Source organism: Rhizobium sp. BK112 (assembly GCF_014193215.1).
GTDB lineage: Bacteria > Pseudomonadota > Alphaproteobacteria > Rhizobiales > Rhizobiaceae > Rhizobium > Rhizobium anhuiense.
Genome location: NZ_JACHYZ010000022.1, coordinates 27,252 through 42,903, shown reverse-complemented (window position 1 = coordinate 42,903; position 15,652 = coordinate 27,252). Strand labels below are relative to the sequence as shown.

Annotated in this window: 13 protein-coding genes; 9 read left to right on the top strand and 4 right to left on the bottom strand. The window is 62.2% G+C overall.

All coding sequences use genetic code 11. The annotated features are described in order from the left end of the window. The first annotated feature begins 5 nt into the window (after window positions 1-5). From FHT75_RS33770 to FHT75_RS33745, 6 genes are all read left to right on the top strand, one after another. Window positions 6-965: a carbohydrate ABC transporter permease gene (locus tag FHT75_RS33770; RefSeq protein ID WP_028758429.1), complete on the top strand. Its 960-nt coding sequence runs from the start codon at window positions 6-8 to the stop codon at window positions 963-965. Next, window positions 958-1,845, top strand: a complete 888-nt coding sequence (locus tag FHT75_RS33765) for a carbohydrate ABC transporter permease (RefSeq protein ID WP_028757923.1) — start codon at window positions 958-960, stop codon at window positions 1,843-1,845. The genes FHT75_RS33770 and FHT75_RS33765 overlap by 8 nt, the downstream gene beginning before the upstream one ends. Beyond that, window positions 1,845-2,942 (top strand): Gfo/Idh/MocA family protein, encoded by a 1,098-nt coding sequence (locus FHT75_RS33760; RefSeq protein ID WP_028757924.1) that lies wholly within the window; start codon window positions 1,845-1,847, stop codon window positions 2,940-2,942. The genes FHT75_RS33765 and FHT75_RS33760 overlap by 1 nt, the downstream gene beginning before the upstream one ends. A gap of 25 nt (window positions 2,943-2,967) precedes the next feature. Further along, entirely contained in the window at window positions 2,968-4,044 is a 1,077-nt protein-coding gene (locus FHT75_RS33755; protein ID WP_029868036.1) for an ABC transporter ATP-binding protein, read from the top strand. A gap of 64 nt (window positions 4,045-4,108) precedes the next feature. After that, window positions 4,109-4,984, top strand: coding sequence for a phosphotransferase (locus FHT75_RS33750; RefSeq protein WP_183845621.1), 876 nt, complete (start codon window positions 4,109-4,111; stop codon window positions 4,982-4,984). Continuing rightward, window positions 4,985-7,435, top strand: a complete 2,451-nt coding sequence (locus FHT75_RS33745) for an FAD-dependent oxidoreductase (RefSeq protein WP_132576068.1) — start codon at window positions 4,985-4,987, stop codon at window positions 7,433-7,435. It abuts the gene before it with no gap. 9 nt (window positions 7,436-7,444) lie between these two features. On the opposite strand, the gene FHT75_RS33740 is transcribed toward FHT75_RS33745, so the two are convergent. Continuing rightward, entirely contained in the window at window positions 7,445-8,902 is a 1,458-nt protein-coding gene (locus tag FHT75_RS33740) for a mannitol dehydrogenase family protein (RefSeq protein WP_028757928.1), read from the bottom strand. After that, on the bottom strand, window positions 8,899-10,314 hold the full coding sequence (gene uxaC / locus FHT75_RS33735; protein ID WP_183845620.1) for a glucuronate isomerase: 1,416 nt from the start codon (window positions 10,312-10,314) through the stop codon (window positions 8,899-8,901). Before uxaC ends, FHT75_RS33740 begins: the two co-directional genes overlap by 4 nt. Window positions 10,315-10,494: 180 nt before the next feature. On the opposite strand from uxaC, the gene FHT75_RS33730 reads away from it, so the two are divergent. Further along, the gene (locus FHT75_RS33730) at window positions 10,495-10,704 is read left to right on the top strand and encodes a SlyX family protein (RefSeq protein ID WP_028757154.1); all 210 of its coding nucleotides are present in this window, start codon (window positions 10,495-10,497) and stop codon (window positions 10,702-10,704) included. A gap of 57 nt (window positions 10,705-10,761) precedes the next feature. Here FHT75_RS33730 and FHT75_RS33725 read toward each other — a convergent pair whose 3' ends face one another. Further along, on the bottom strand, window positions 10,762-12,243 hold the full coding sequence (locus tag FHT75_RS33725) for an NAD-dependent succinate-semialdehyde dehydrogenase (RefSeq protein ID WP_132576062.1): 1,482 nt from the start codon (window positions 12,241-12,243) through the stop codon (window positions 10,762-10,764). Window positions 12,244-12,308: 65 nt separating this feature from the next. Beyond that, window positions 12,309-13,589: a 4-aminobutyrate--2-oxoglutarate transaminase gene (locus FHT75_RS33720; protein ID WP_183845619.1), complete on the bottom strand. Its 1,281-nt coding sequence runs from the start codon at window positions 13,587-13,589 to the stop codon at window positions 12,309-12,311. Between the two features lie 169 nt (window positions 13,590-13,758). Here FHT75_RS33720 and FHT75_RS33715 point away from each other — a divergent pair, with 169 nt between their 5' ends. Beyond that, on the top strand, window positions 13,759-14,568 hold the full coding sequence (locus FHT75_RS33715; protein ID WP_028757151.1) for a MerR family transcriptional regulator: 810 nt from the start codon (window positions 13,759-13,761) through the stop codon (window positions 14,566-14,568). A gap of 254 nt (window positions 14,569-14,822) precedes the next feature. Beyond that, the gene (locus FHT75_RS33710; RefSeq protein ID WP_028757150.1) at window positions 14,823-15,449 is read left to right on the top strand and encodes a ribonuclease D; all 627 of its coding nucleotides are present in this window, start codon (window positions 14,823-14,825) and stop codon (window positions 15,447-15,449) included. Window positions 15,450-15,652: the final 203 nt, after the last annotated feature.

Genomic DNA, 15,652 nt, shown 5'->3' with positions numbered 1-15,652 from the left:
CCCGTATGAGCAATGCGATGCGCACGCCCGCAGGGGCCATAAATGTGGAAAGATATCAGGGGGCCGTGGCCGAAGGACGTTTCAGGCGTCTCTGGAACGCCAATGCTCCCGGCTATCTCTTCCTTCTTCCATGGCTCATCGGCTTTTTCGGGCTGACGCTCGGGCCGGCCCTTATTTCGCTCTACCTCTCCTTCACCGACTTCGACATGCTGCAGTCGCCGAGGTGGGTGGGAATAGCGAATTACGTGCGCATCGCCACGGCGGATCCGAAATTTTCGGCCGCCATGCACGTCACCTTGACCTATGTCGTCTTCTCCGTCCCGTTCAAACTGACCTTCGCCTTGCTGGTCGCCATGGCGCTGAACCGCGGCCTGCGCGGGTTGCCGATCTATCGGGCCATCTTCTATCTCCCCTCATTGCTGGGCGGCAGCGTGGCGATCGCCGTGCTCTGGCGTCAGCTTTTCGCCAGCGATGGCCTCGTCAATGCCGCGCTCTCGCATTTCGGCATCGAAGGTCCGAGCTGGATCTCGCATCCGAACTATTCGATCTACACGCTGGTGGCGCTGTCGGTCTGGCAGTTCGGCTCGCCGATGATTATTTTCCTGGCCGGCCTGCGCCAGATCCCGCAGGACATGTATGAGGCGGCCAGCCTCGACGGCGCCTCGAAATTCCGGCAATTCTACAAGATCACCCTGCCGCTTCTGACGCCGGTGATCTTCTTCAATGCCGTCGTCCAGACGATCGAAGCCTTCAAGGCCTTCACGCCGGCCTTCATCATATCAGGCGGCACGGGCGGCCCGATCAACTCGACGCTGTTCTACACGCTCTACCTCTATCAGGAAGCCTTCGGCAATTTCCGCATGGGCTATGCCTCGGCGCTTGCCTGGATCCTGGTGGTGATCATCGCGATCTTCACCGCTTTCTCCTTCCTGACCTCGCGTTATTGGGTGCACTACGATGACTGAGATGACCGCTTCCGTCACTGCGGCCAGGCCGCCATCGGATATCAACAAACGCAGCCTGCCGGGGTCGCTCATCATCCACGCCCTGCTGATCGCCGCGTCGCTTCTCATGCTCTATCCGCTGTTGTGGATGGTTTCGGCATCGGTCAGACCGGAAAACGAGATCTTCTCCTCGACCTCGCTTATCCCGTCGTCGATCGATCTCTCCTCCTATGCGCGCGGCTGGGTCGGCCTCGATGTCAGCTTTGGCCGGTTCTTCTGGAATTCGCTCGTCATCTCGCTGCTGGTGGTGACCGGCAATGTTATCGCCTGTTCGCTGACGGCCTTCGCCTTTGCGCGGCTGCGTTTTGCCGGCCGGAACTTCTGGTTCGCGATCATGCTCGGCACGCTGATGATCCCCTATCACGTGACGCTGATCCCACAATATGTGCTCTTCCTCAACCTCGGCTGGGTTAACACCATCCTGCCGCTCGTCGTGCCGAAGTTCCTGGCAAGCGATGCCTTCTTCATCTTCCTGATGGTGCAGTTCTTCCGCGGCATCCCGCGCGAACTCGATGAGGCGGCGATGATGGATGGCTGCAGCGCCTGGCGCATCTACTGGAAGATCATGCTGCCGCTGTCGCTGCCGGTGCTGGCGACGGCCGCCATCTTCTCCTTCATCTGGACCTGGGACGATTTCTTCGGTCCGCTGATCTACCTGAACGACATGAACACCTATACGATCCAGCTCGGCCTGCGCACCTTCGTGGATTCCACCAGCGCATCGGATTGGGGTGGCCTGTTCGCCATGTCGACTCTGACGCTGGTGCCGGTCTTCTTCTTCTTCCTGTTCTTCCAGCGCCTTCTGATCGAGGGCATCGCCACGACGGGCATGAAGCGCTGATGGCGGCAACGGGAAAGAACGAGATGAGCATCAGGACGGTCGCGATTGTCGGCTGCGGTATCGGCCGCTCCCATATCGTCGAGGGTTATTTGCCGCATGCCGACAAGTTCAAGGTCGCGGCAATCTGCGACCTGAATGAACAGCGTCTGGCGGCCGTCGGCGACGAGTTCGGCATCGAACGGCGTACCACCTCCTTCGCCGAGCTGCTCGCCGACGACACGATCGACATCATCGATATCTGCACCCCGCCGGGCATCCATCTGGAGCAGGTGGTCGCCGCGCTCGCCGCCGGTAAACATGTCGTTTGCGAAAAGCCGCTGACCGGTTCGCTTGCCGGCGTCGATACCATCATGGAAGCGGAAAGGAACGCCAAAGGCGTGCTGATGCCGATCTTCCAATACCGCTATGGCGACGGTATCCAGAAGGCCAAGCGGATCATCGACGCCGGTATTGCCGGCAAAGCCTATACGGCCTCGGTCGAAACCTTCTGGCTGCGCAAGCCGGAATATTACGCCGTGCCCTGGCGCGGCAAATGGGCGACGGAACTCGGCGGTGTGCTCGTCACCCATGCCCTGCATCTGCACGACATGCTGATGCATCTCATGGGTCCGGCGGCAAGGGTCTTCGGCCGCGTCGCCACCCGCGTCAACGATATCGAGGTCGAGGATTGCGCCTCCGCCAGCCTGCTGATGGAAAACGGCGCCTTCGTCTCGCTGTCCTGCACGCTTGGTTCGCAGGAGCAGATGAGCCGGCTTAGGCTGCATTTCGAGAATGTCACTTTCGAAAGCACCCATGAGCCCTACACACCAGGCAAGGATCCCTGGAAGATCATCGCCGCGAATGACGACGTGCAGGAAAAGATCGACCGGGTGGTCGGCGACTGGCAGCCGGTCGCGCCGCGCTTCACCACCCAGATGGGCCAGTTCCATGCCTTCCTCAGCGGTCAAGGACCGCTGCCGGTGACAACGACGGACGCGCGCCGCGCGCTGGAACTCGTCACCGCCATCTACCAGTCTTCCGACAGCGGCGCTGAAGTGCCGCTGCCGGTCGGTCCCGACAGTCCGAAATACGCCGATTGGCGCGCAAGAACGAAGTAATCGGCAAAAGAGAGGTTTTGAGAAGATGGCAACCAGTGTCGTTCTTCAGAAGGTCGAGAAGCGTTATGGCTCGCTGGACGTGATCCATGGCATCGACCTGACGATCGATCCCGGCGAATTCGTCGTTTTTGTCGGCCCCTCGGGCTGCGGAAAATCGACCCTTCTGCGCATGATCGCCGGTCTCGAGGAGATCTCGGGCGGCGCGTTGCTGCTCGACAGCGAGCGCATGAACGAAGTGGCGCCGGCCAAGCGCGGCATCGCCATGGTCTTCCAGTCCTACGCGCTCTATCCTCATATGTCGGTCTATAAGAACCTCGCCTTCGGCCTGGAGACGGCGGGTTACAAGAAGGCCGATATTCAGCCGAAAGTGAAGCGGGCCGCCGAGATCCTGCAGATCGAGAAGCTCCTGGAGCGCAAGCCGAAGGCGCTCTCCGGCGGCCAGCGCCAGCGTGTCGCGATCGGCCGCGCCATCGTGCGCGAGCCGCGTATTTTCCTGTTCGACGAGCCGTTGTCGAACCTCGATGCCGAACTGCGCGTGCAGATGCGCGTCGAAATCTCCCGCCTGCACCGCAGCCTCGGCAACACGATGATCTATGTCACCCATGACCAGGTCGAAGCCATGACGATGGCGGACAAGATCGTGGTGTTGAATTCCGGCCGCATCGAGCAGGTCGGCGCGCCGCTCGATCTTTACAACAACCCGGCCAACCGCTTCGTCGCCGGTTTCATCGGCAGCCCGAAGATGAATTTCCTGAAGGCCCGCATCGAGCAGGTCGGTGAGACCGAAACCAGCATCCATGTCTGCGGCAATTCCGTCCATCTGCCGCGCCGGTTGAAAGGCGCGGTCGGACAGGATGTCACCTTCGGCATCCGCCCCGAGCATCTTTCGCTGACCGAAGGCGCTATCACGCTCTCGACCGTCAATGTCGATCTCGTCGAAAACCTGGGCGGCGCCACCATGCTCTACACCACGACGCCGGATAGCCAGCTCCTGACCGTCGCGCTTGACGGCCAGCAGAAGGTGGAACGTGGCACCAATGTGAAGACCTTCTTCGATCCGGCCCGCTGCCACGTCTTCGACGCCGCCGGCAAGACGATCTAAGCGCTGCTTGACATAGGATCCTCCTCTGCCCCATCATTTCCGAAGGGGCTGAAGGGGAATAAGCATGACGCCTGAAGATAGGATTCATGCGCTTGGCATCTGGCAGGGCCCGATCGATATTTCGCCGATAGCAGGCGGCATCACCAACAGGAACTACCTGGTCAGCGATGCCGTCGCGCGTTGCGTCGTCAGGCTCGGCACCGATATCCCGATCCATCACATCAGCCGGCAGAACGAACTTGCCGCAAGCCGTGCGGCGCATGCCGCCGGCATATCGCCTGCCGTCATCCATCATTCGCCGGGCGTTCTGGTGCTCGAATATATCGAGGCGAGAGCGCTTTCGCCTGATGATATCAGGAGGCCGGAAACGCTCGCCCGGGTCGTGCCGCTGGTGCGCGCCTGCCACCGCGACATCGCCCGGCATTTCCGCGGCCAGGCGATGATCTTCTGGGTCTTTCACGTCATCCGCGATTACGCCGCCAATCTGAAGGCCGCGGGCAGCGCCTATCTGCCTCTGCTGCCGGCGCTGGTCGGCCGAGCCGAGGCGCTGGAAGAAGCGGCAGGGCCTTTCGAAATCGCCTTCGGCCACAACGACCTGCTGGCCGCCAATTTTCTCGACGACGGCAAGCGGCTCTGGCTGATCGACTGGGATTATGCCGGCTTCAACACGCCGCTTTTCGATCTCGGCGGATTGGCCTCCAACAATGAGCTCCCGCAAACGGCAGAACACACGATGCTGGAGACCTATTTCGACCGGCCGCTGACCGATGATCTCAGCAGGCGCTATGGCGCGATGAAATGCGCTTCGCTGCTGCGCGAGACGCTCTGGAGTATGATTTCGGAAATCCATTCCAGCATCGATTTCGACTATGCCGCCTATACGGCCGAAAATCTCGCGCGTTTCGAACGCGCCTATCAAGCCTTTGAACAGGATCAATAAATGACGAGGGAATTACCGAAGACGGCGAAAGCCGTGGTCATCGGCGGCGGCATCATAGGCTGTTCGACAGCCTATCATCTCGGCAAGCTCGGCTGGACCGATACCGTCCTGCTGGAGCGCAAGAAGCTCACCTCCGGCACCACCTTCCATGCCGCCGGCCTCGTCGGCCAGCTGCGCACCAGCGCCAACATCACCCAGCTTCTCGGTTATTCCGTCGATCTCTACAAGCGGCTGGAGGAGGAGACCGGCCTCGGCACCGGCTGGAAGATGAATGGCGGCCTGCGCCTTGCCTGCAACGAGGAGCGCTGGACCGAGGTCCGGCGCCAGGCGACCACCGCCCAGTCCTTCGGCCTCGAAATGCAATTGCTGACGCCGCAGGAAGCATTCGATCTCTGGCCGCTGATGACAACGGACGATCTCGTCGGCGCCGCCTTCCTTCCCACGGACGGCCAGGCCAATCCCTCCGACATCACCCAGGCGCTGGCGAAAGGCGCCCGCATGTCAGGCGTTTCGATCTTCGAGGACACCGAAGTCATCGACCTGGAAATCGACAAGGGAAGGATCCGCGCCGTCGTCACCGCTGAGGGACGCATCGAATGCGAGCGCGTCGTCGTCTGCGCCGGCCAGTGGACGCGCGCCTTTGCCGCCCGCTTCGGCGTCAACGTGCCGCTGGTCTCCGTCGAGCATCAATACATCATCACCGAATCCTTCGGCGTGCCCTCCAACCTGCCGACCCTGCGCGATCCCGATCGCCTGACCTACTACAAGGAAGAAGTCGGCGGCATCGTCATGGGCGGCTATGAGCCGAATCCCATTCCCTGGGCGCAAAACGGCATCCCCGACGGCTTCCACTACACGCTGCTGGACAGCAATTTCGATCATTTCGAGCAAATCATGGAACAGGCGCTCGGCCGCGTTCCGGCACTGGAAAATGTCGGCGTCAAGCAGCTGCTGAACGGCCCGGAAAGCTTCACGCCGGATGGCAACTTCATTCTCGGCGAGGCGCCGGAGCTGAAGAATTTCTTCGTCGGCGCCGGCTTCAACGCCTTCGGCATCGCCTCGGCCGGCGGCGCCGGCATGGCGCTTGCCGAATGGGTGACGAAGGGCGAACCGCCCTATGATTTGTGGCCGGTCGATATCCGCCGCTTCGGCCGTCCGCATTTCGATACCGACTGGGTGCGCACCCGCACGCTCGAAGCCTATGGCAAACATTACACCATGGCCTGGCCGTTCGAGGAGCATTCGAGCGGCCGCCCCTGCCGCAAATCGCCGCTTTACGACCGGCTGAAGGCGCAGGGCGCCTGTTTCGGCGAAAAGCTCGGCTGGGAGCGGCCGAACTGGTTTGCCGATCTCTTCGCCAACGAGGAGCCGAAGGATGTCTACAGTTATGCCAGGCAGAACTGGTTCGACGCCGTCGGCCGCGAGCACAAGGCGGTGCGTGAAGCGGCCGTCATCTTCGACCAGACCTCCTTTGCCAAATTCGTGCTGAAGGGCAGGGATGCCGAGGCAGCGCTCTCCTGGATCGCTTCCAACGATGTCGAAAGGCCTGTGGGATCGCTCATCTACACGCAGATGCTCAACGACAAGGGCGGCATTGAATGCGACGTGACGGTCGCCCGCATCGCCGAGAACGAATATTACATCGTCACCGGCACCGGTTTTGCCACCCATGATTTCGACTGGATCGCCCGCAATATACCGGCAAAGATGCATGCCGAGCTGGTCGACGTCACGTCAGCCTATTCGGTGTTGTCGCTGATGGGACCGAATTCGCGCGCCGTGCTGGAAAACGTGACGGGCAGCGACGTCTCGAATGCGGCCTTCCCCTTCGGCCGGGTCAGGACCATCGGCATATCAGGCTGCCCGGTGCGGGCGCTGCGCATCACCTATGTCGGCGAGCTTGGTTACGAGCTGCATATTCCCGTTGAATATGCGACGACGGTCTATGACGTGCTGATGGCATCAGGCGGCGAATTCGGCCTGGTCAATGCCGGCTACCGCGCCATCGAGAGCTGCCGCCTGGAAAAGGGCTATCGCGCCTGGGGATCGGATATCGGTCCCGACCATACGCCTGTTGAAGCCGGTCTCGGTTGGGCGGTGAAGATGCGCAAGGCCATTCCCTTCCGCGGCCGCGAAGCGATCGAACGGCAGCTTGCAGGCGGGGTGAACAAGCGCCTTGCCTGCTTTGTTCCCGAAAATGCCGATACCGTGTTGCTCGGCCGTGAAACGATCTATCGCGACGGCAAGCGCGTCGGCTGGCTTTCGAGCGGCGGCTTCGGCTACACGCTGGGCAAGCCGATCGGCTATGGCTATGTCCGCAGCCCCGAGGGGGTGACCGAGGATTTCGTCCTCTCCGGCACCTATGAGCTCGATGTCGCGCGGGAGCGTATCCCCTGCAAGGTGTCACTGTCGCCGCTCTACGATCCCGATATGGCGCGTATCAAGGCGTAGCGGGGGAGTCTAGAACAGCGGCAACCTATCGTCCTGGATCAGAATCTCCAGCTTGTCGGAGACATCCTGCGTCCACGCCCGGTGTCCTGTCAAAGCCGCCGGGAAAAGTCCAGGAAGGGTGAAGAGTGCCGCCGAAATCGCCAGACCGGTGCGCGGGACATCGGCGATGAGGGCGGCGATCTCAGCCGCACGGGGGTCGCGCAACTCGTAGCGATCGCCGTTGCCGTGTTCGCCGATGGCATAGCGCATCCAAGCCGCAACAGCGATCGCGTAGGTCTCTGCCCTGTCGCCAAGGGCCAGTGCCTCGCAGGCCGGTTCCAGCAGCCGCTGCGGCAGTTTCTGCGTGCCGTCCATGGCGATCTGATAGGTGCGATGGGCGATCGCCTTGTTTGCAAAGCGTGCTATCAATTCGCTGGCATAGTGATCGAGATCGATGCCGGGAACCGCATCGAGCGTTCTCGCGGCCGCATGCATGTGCCGGTAGGCAAGTGCGGCAAGGCCGGCATCGTCCATCACGTCGCGGATGAATTCATAGCCGCCGATATAACCGAGATAGGCGAGCAGCGAATGCGCGCCGTTCAGCATCCGCAGCTTCATCTTCTCGTAGGCGGAGACATCTTCGACCATCAGCGCACCGTGCACCTTTTCCCAGGCCGGCCGGCCATTGGCGAAATGGTCTTCGATGACCCATTGCGTAAAGGGTTCGGTCTCGATCGCCGCCATATCCGTGCGGCCCGTCAGCCGCTCTGCATCGGCATAGGTCGCGTCCGTGCTGGCCGGCGTGATACGGTCGACCATCGTGGAGGGGAAGGGTACATTCGCTTCGATCCAGCGATGCAGGTCGGGATCGATGCGGGAGGTGAATTCCAGCACGAGGCGTTTCAGCACGGCGCCGTTGCTCGGCAGGTTGTCGCAGCTCAGCGGCGTAAAGGGCGCTATGCCCTTCTTCCGCCGGCGTGCCAGGCCTTCGACGAGATAACCGATGACGCCCCGCGGCGCATGCCGGTTGGCAAGGTCGGCGACAATATCGGGATGCTTCAGGTCGAGGCCACCCGTCGCAGGATCGAAGCCATAGGCCTTTTCCGTCACCGTCATGCTGACGATGCGGATATCAGGGTCCTCGAGCCGCGCCAGCAGGCCGGCCGGATCGCGCGGCGCCACATGCGCCTTCAGGATCGACCCGATCACCTGCGCCGTCGTACCTGACGTATCGCGGATCAGCATCGTATAGAGGCCATTCTGGGCAGTCAGATTATCCGCGACGTCAGGCGTGCGCAGGCTTGCCACATCGATGCCCCAGTCACCGCCCGCGGCCGAGAGCGCATCTTCCGTGAAGGGCGCGAAATGCGCGCGGAAGAATGCGCCCGGCCCAAGATGCAGGATGCCGCTCTTCAGCCGGCTGCGGTCATAGGCGGGAAGCTTCGCCGTCGGGGCGAGGCCGGAAAGGGTCTGCAGTCGTTCGCTCACAGCTTGTAGGCCTTCTTCGCATTGCCATAGGAGAGTTCGCCCGCCACGATCTCGGCGTCGCGTTTGGAAATCCGGTGCTCGGCGGCGAGCTGGGCGAGGAAGCGGCAGACTTCGCGGCGCCAGACATCATGCCGCGCTGGGATCGACAGCAGCGCGCGCGTATCATCGTTGAAACCCGCCATATTGGCAAAGCCTGCCGTCTCGACGACCTGGTCGAGATAGCGCCTTATGCCGTTCGGGCTGTCGTGGAACCACCAGGGCGGGCCGATCATCAGGCAGGGCCAATGGCCGACCATCGGCGCCATCTCGCGCGCATAGGTCGTCTCGTCGAGCGTGAAGAGCAGCACTCTGAGCCCCGGTGCATGGCCGTATTTGGAAAGCAGCGCATTCAGGCCGCCGACCCAGTCCGTGCGTGTCGGAATATCAGCGCCCATATTGGGGCCGCGCGTCGCAAAAAGCCCGCTGTCGGTATTGCGTCGGGAGCCGGCATGGATCTGCATCACCATGCCGTCTTCGGCCGAAAGCCCGGCCATCTCCGTCATCATCAGGCCGCGGAAGAGTTCGGCGTCTGCAGGCGAAAGCGGTCCCTTCAAGGCCTTGTCGAGCAGCGCCTGTTTTTCCGCAAGCGGCAGATCCGCGGTAAAGGCGGTGGGCACGCCATGGTCGGTCGCGGTGGCGCCGAACTGGCGGAAATAGGCGCGCCGGCGGCGATGCGCCTCGACCAGGCCGTCCCAGCGCGTTACGTCGGCGCCGGTGATCTCTCCGAACTTGACCAGATTGTCGCGGAAGCCGACGGCTTCGGGATCGGTGACGCTGTCCGGCCTGTAGGTGGTGCGCACCTTGCCGATCCAGCCGTCCGCCGCCATCTTCTGGTGATGCGCCAGCGGGTCGAGCGCGCCTTCGGTCGTCGCGATCGTTTCGATGCCGAATCGCTGATGCAGCGCCCGCGGGCGGAATTCGGGAAGAGCAAGCTGAGCATTGATATGGTGGTAGAGCGCATCGGCATTGTCTGGTGTCAGCGGCTCGGTGCAGCCGAGCACGGCCGACATCGCATGGTCGACCCAGATGCTTGAAGGCGTCCCGCGGAAGAGATGGTAATGCGCGGCAAAGCTCCGCCAGATCGCCCGCCCCTCAGCCGCCGGCTTGCCGTCGAGCCGCGGCACGCCGAGTTCGTCCAAAGTGACGCCGACGCTGTGCAGCATCCGGAAGAGATAGTGATCGGGAATGACCAGCAGCGAGGCCGCGTCTTCGAAGGGCTTGTCGTCGGCAAACCAGGAGGGTTCGGTATGCCCGTGCGGGCTGACGATCGGAAGGTTGCGCACTGTCTCGTAGAGGTCTCGCGCGATGGTCCGTGTTGCCGGATCAGCCGGAAAAAGCCGGTCCGGATGAAGAAAGCCGTTCCCTGCATCCATCAGTATTCCTCCCTGGTGGATAAGGGCCTACCCCACAACATCAGGCACGGCAAGGTCTTTTAGTAACCAAACGGTTCAGTTTTGCGCATCGCTGCATTGGGCATGGAAAGCATTGACGAGGTGGCCTATTTCCGCTTTGGGAGAACCATCTGTTCTGCCGGTTTCGGCAAAGGAGGATCGATGTCCGACGAGACGAACCGCATCACCCGGCTGGAAGAAATGCTGGCTTACCAGGCAAAGACGATCGAAGAGCTTTCCGATCAGCTCGCCGAGCAATGGAAGACGGTGGAGCAGATGCGCACCAAGCTCGACCGGCTGACCGAACGCTTCCTGTCGCTGGAGGAGCAGTCGCTGGAAGCTCCTGGTATCACCCGTCCGCCGCATTATTGACGACACGCGGCTGAATGCCGCGTGTCCCAGTGCTTCTTGTATCGTAGATGACCCGGATCAGACGCCGCCGATGCAGAGATATTTCATTTCCAGATAATCGTCGGCGCCGTGACGCGAGCCTTCGCGGCCGAGGCCGGATTGCTTGATGCCGCCAAAGGGCGCCGTCTCGGACGACATCAGGCCGGTATTGATGCCGATCATGCCGTATTCCAGCGCTTCCGCTACACGCCAGACCTTCTTCAGGTCACCGGCATAGAAATAGGCGGCAAGTCCGAATTCCGTATCATTGGCCTGGGCGATGACGTCCTCGACCGTCTCGAAGCGGAAGAGCGGCGCCACCGGCCCGAAGGTTTCCTCGCGCGCCACCTTCATGCCGCGCGCCACACCGGTCAGTACCGTCGGCGCAAAGAAGGTGCCGGCGCCGTCAATGCGCTTGCCGCCGATCAGCACCTTGGCGCCCTTGGCAAGCGCGTCGCTGACATGGTCTTCCACCTTGGCAAGGCCCTGCTCGTCGATCAGCGGCCCGATCAAGACACCCGGCTCGAAGCCGTCGCCGACCGGCATCTCGGCGACCTTGGCGGCGAGCTTGGCCGCAAAGGCGTCATAGACGTTCGACTGGACGTAGAGGCGGTTGGCGCAGACGCAGGTCTGACCGGCATTGCGGTATTTGGAGGCGATCGCGCCCTCGACGGCGGCGTCGAGGTCGGCGTCGTCGAAGACGATGAACGGCGCGTTGCCGCCGAGCTCCAGGCTCACCTTCTTGATCTGGTCGGCGCACTGCCGCATCAGGATGCGGCCGACTTCCGTCGAGCCGGTGAAGCTGATCTTGCGCACCTTGTCATTGCCGCAGAGTTCGCGGCCGATCGCCGGGCCGTCGACCCCGACGATGACGTTGAAGACGCCTGGGGGAATGCCGGCCTGCTCGGCGAGCACGGCAAGGGCGATCGCCGTCAGCGGCGTCTGTTCGGCGGGCTTCGACACCGCGGTGCAGCCGACGGCAAGTGCCGGCGCGATCTTGCGGGCAATCATCGCCGCCGGGAAATTCCACGGCGTGATCGTGCCGACGACGCCGACCGGCTGCCTGATGACGATCATGCGCTTGTCTTGGGAAGGCGCGGGGATCGTCTCGCCGTAGATGCGCTTGGCCTCTTCCGCGTACCATTCGATATAGGCCGCGGCATAAAGGATCTCGCCGCGCGCTTCCGCGAACGGCTTGCCCATCTCGGCGGTCAAGATCGCCGCGAGCTCGTCGGCATTGGCGACCATCAGGTCGAACCATTTGCGCAGGAGCGCGCTGCGCTCTTTGGCTGGGCGGGCAGCCCAGGTCGGCTGGGCGGCATGCGCTGCATCGATCGCCGTCCGCGTTTCGCCCGCACCCATATCGGGCAGCGAAGCGAGCAACTCGCCGGTTGCCGGGTTGAGCACGTCGAAAGTCTTCGTGGCATCGCCTGATGTCCAGACGCCGTTGATATAGCCGGCATCGCGCAGCAAGGGCGAGGAGAAGGGAACGTGCCTGGTCAGTGCAGTGGTGAAAGCCATGTCATATCCTCCTGGGGAGTGCGGCTGCCGGTGGCCGGCAGCCATTGAAATCCGGTTCCTCGCGCTTAGCTGGCCGCGCTGGCTTCCAGCATCGAGGCCTCGAGAATGTCGAGCGCCTCGCCGAGGATTTCGTCCTGGATGGTGATCGGCGCCAGGAAGCGGATGACGTTTGCGTGGGTGCCGCAGGTGAGCAGGATCAGCCCCTTGTCGAGGGCGATCAGCCGCACCCGGTTGGCGAAATCAGCACTCGGCAATCCCGTCGTCCGGTCATTGAATTCGACGGCGTTCATGAAGCCCGGCCCGCGGATATCGACGATCTCGGGCACCGTCTCGCGCAGCGATTCCAGTCGCTGCTTCAGCCGTCCGCCGAGCTGGTTGGCGCGGTTGCAGAGATCTTCGTCCTTGATGACGTCGAGCACGGCATGGGCGGCTGCGATCCCCAGCGGATTGCCGCCATAGGTGCCGCCGAGCCCGCCCGGCCCCGGCGCATCCATGATGGCGGCGCGGCCGGTGACGGCGGCGAGCGGAAATCCGCCGGCCAGGCTCTTTGCCATCGTCGTCAGGTCGGGCGCCACCTCGTGGTGATCCATCGCGAACATCCTGCCGGTGCGGGCAAAACCGGTCTGAACCTCATCGGCGATCAGCAGGATGCCGTGCTGGTCGCAGAGTTCGCGCAGCGCCTTCATGAAGGCACCGGGCGCCGGGTAGAAACCGCCTTCACCCTGGACCGGCTCGATGATGATGGCCGCGACGCGCTGTGGATCGACATCGGCGGCGAAGAGTTTCTTCAGGGCCGCCAGCGACTGGTCGGCCGTGACGCCGTGCAGCTCGACCGGAAAGGGAACGTGGAAGACATCGCCCGGCATCGCGCCGAAACCGACCTTGTAGGGCACGACCTTGCCGGTCAGCGCCATGCCCATGAAGGTGCGGCCGTGGAAGCCGCCGCCAAAGGCGATGACCGCCGAGCGGCCGGTTGCCGCACGTGCGATCTTGACGGCGTTCTCGACCGCTTCGGCGCCCGTCGTGACGAAGATCGTCTTCTTCTCGAAGTTGCCCGGCACCAGCGCGTTCAGCCGTTCGGCGAGATGCACGTAGCTTTCGTAAGGCACCACCTGATGGCAGGTATGGGTGAAGCGGTCGAGCTGGTCCTTGACTGCGGCGATGACCCGGGGATGGCGGTGGCCGGTGTTGAGAACGGCGATGCCGGCGGCGAAATCGATGTAGCGGTGGCCTTCCTTGTCCCAGATCTCGGCGTTCTCTGCACGATCGGCATAGATCTGGGTCGTCATGCCGACGCCGCGTGAAATGGCTGCGTTCTTCCGGTCCGTAAGGCTTGTCGCGGTCATCGATGCGCTCCTGCGCTGAAAAGGGGCTTGAGAACTATCTTGCATAAATTCTGCAAGACATGTAGAAAACTCCTACATTTTTCCTGCAAGAAAACAAGTGGGATTTTTTGCTTCAAACATCACGCCTTTTGATGAATGCTCGCGGGCGATTGGAATCAGGGATATTTCGATGGGTGACAACGGACCTGTGCGCTACAAGGTGGCGGAGGCCGCGCGGCTGGCGGGCGTTTCGGCCTCGACCTTGCGCCTCTGGGAAAGCCAGGGTTTGCTGGTTCCCGGCCGTTCGCAAACCGGCCATCGGCAATACAGCGCCGACGATGTGGCGCGGCTGAAGCGCATCTCCTGGTATCGTGTCGAACGTGGCCTCAATCCCGCGGCAATCCGGGAGGCGCTGGAGAGCGAGGAACCTTCCGCCGATGGCGCCGAGGCGAGCCAGGATTCCGGCATCGGCCGCAAGCTGCGCAGCCTGCGCCATGCGAGCGGCAAGACGCTCGATCAGGTCGCCGGCGACATCGGCGTCACCGCGTCGACGCTCTCGACGCTGGAGCGCACCTCGCAGGGCGTCAGCTTCAAGACGCTGCACGATCTCGCCGAATATTACGGCACCACCGTCTCGCGCCTCTCGGGCGAGGAGCGCGCGGACGTGCCGACGCTGGTGCGCGCCGGCGAATGGCGGACATGGCCGGAAACGACGCCCGGCGTCACGGTGCAGCTCCTCGCCGAAGGCCGCAGGATGATGGACTGCCATCGTTTCGTGCTGGCGCCGGGTGCTGCCAGCGAAGGCGCCTATCGCCACGAGGGCGAAGAATTCATGCATGTCCTGTCCGGCCGGCTCGAACTAGTGCTCGACAGCGATCAGTTCTTCGATCTTGGCCAAGGCGATTCACTTTATTTCGAAAGCCGCCGTTACCATTCTTGGCGTAATCGCCATGATGGTGAAACCGTGATTCTCTGGATCAACACGCCGCCGACATTCTGACCGCCGCACGAAGCGGAGATTGAAGATCAAAAGAGTAGAGCGTCCTTTGTGCGTCCGAGAGGACGGGACGGCTCTGCGGCAGGAAAGCGGTTTCGCATTCTGCACCTTTGCGCTATAGCGCTGCTGCATAATTGCTTAAATCGGCATGGATTTAAGGATAAATTATACAGCCATTCAAAGCGCTACAGCGTCCTTTGCGCGTCTGAAAAGACGCACCGCGCTGTAGAGGATGCATTCGAACGAAAGATTGTCTCATGGCGGCTACCATACGTTATCACGAAGGCGATATTTCCGCGGCCGATGCCGCCCGCTACACTGGCGCGGTCGCGATCGACACCGAAACGCTCGGCCTGGTGCCGCGCCGCGATCGGCTCTGCGTCGTCCAGCTTTCGCCGGGTGACGGCACTGCCGACGTTATCCGCATTGCTGCCGGCCAGAAGCAGGCCCCCAATCTCGTCGCTCTGCTCGAAGACCCCACCCATCAGAAGATCTTTCATTACGGCCGTTTCGATATTGCCGTGCTATTCCACACTTTCGGCGTCACGACGAACCCGGTTTTCTGCACCAAGATCGCCTCGCGCCTGAGCCGGACCTATACGGATCGCCACGGCCTCAAGGACAATCTCAAGGAGATGCTCGACGTCGATATCTCCAAGACGCAGCAATCTTCCGATTGGGCGGCCGCGACGCTGTCCCCGGCCCAGCTCGAATATGCCGCTTCCGATGTGCTTTATCTGCACGCGTTGCGCGACAAGCTGACGGAACGCCTGATCCGCGACGGCCGCTTCGACCATGCGACGGCCTGCTTCGCATTCCTGCCGACCCGCGCCAAGCTCGACCTGCTCGGCTGGGAAGAGGCCGATATCTTCGCTCATAGCTGAGCGATTCATTCTTCGACAGGTGACCAAAGACCGTGGGCATGTTTGCCTGCGGCCGTTATCGATTCGTTAACGCCTCTTTCCTAAAATTCCAGTTAATATTTATGCATTCGATGACGCGAGAATGCGTCATGCGGACAGGAGGATCTGCTGGGATGCAAGGGGACCGGATGAGCGCGGTCCTTTTATAGAGCCTGCTTTCATCG

Excerpts from the sequence above, each read along its gene's own strand:
- FHT75_RS33770 (WP_028758429.1), top strand. The coding sequence starts at position 6 with ATGAGCAATGCGATGCGCACGCCCGCAGGGGCCATAAATGTGGAAAGA.
- FHT75_RS33765 (WP_028757923.1), top strand. The coding sequence starts at position 958 with ATGACTGAGATGACCGCTTCCGTCACTGCGGCCAGGCCGCCATCGGAT.
- FHT75_RS33760 (WP_028757924.1), top strand. The coding sequence starts at position 1,845 with ATGGCGGCAACGGGAAAGAACGAGATGAGCATCAGGACGGTCGCGATT.
- FHT75_RS33755 (WP_029868036.1), top strand. The coding sequence starts at position 2,968 with ATGGCAACCAGTGTCGTTCTTCAGAAGGTCGAGAAGCGTTATGGCTCG.
- FHT75_RS33750 (WP_183845621.1), top strand. The coding sequence starts at position 4,109 with ATGACGCCTGAAGATAGGATTCATGCGCTTGGCATCTGGCAGGGCCCG.
- FHT75_RS33745 (WP_132576068.1), top strand. The coding sequence starts at position 4,985 with ATGACGAGGGAATTACCGAAGACGGCGAAAGCCGTGGTCATCGGCGGC.
- uxaC (WP_183845620.1), bottom strand. The coding sequence starts at position 10,314 with ATGGATGCAGGGAACGGCTTTCTTCATCCGGACCGGCTTTTTCCGGCT.
- FHT75_RS33730 (WP_028757154.1), top strand. The coding sequence starts at position 10,495 with ATGTCCGACGAGACGAACCGCATCACCCGGCTGGAAGAAATGCTGGCT.
- FHT75_RS33725 (WP_132576062.1), bottom strand. The coding sequence starts at position 12,243 with ATGGCTTTCACCACTGCACTGACCAGGCACGTTCCCTTCTCCTCGCCC.
- FHT75_RS33720 (WP_183845619.1), bottom strand. The coding sequence starts at position 13,589 with ATGACCGCGACAAGCCTTACGGACCGGAAGAACGCAGCCATTTCACGC.
- FHT75_RS33715 (WP_028757151.1), top strand. The coding sequence starts at position 13,759 with ATGGGTGACAACGGACCTGTGCGCTACAAGGTGGCGGAGGCCGCGCGG.
- FHT75_RS33710 (WP_028757150.1), top strand. The coding sequence starts at position 14,823 with ATGGCGGCTACCATACGTTATCACGAAGGCGATATTTCCGCGGCCGAT.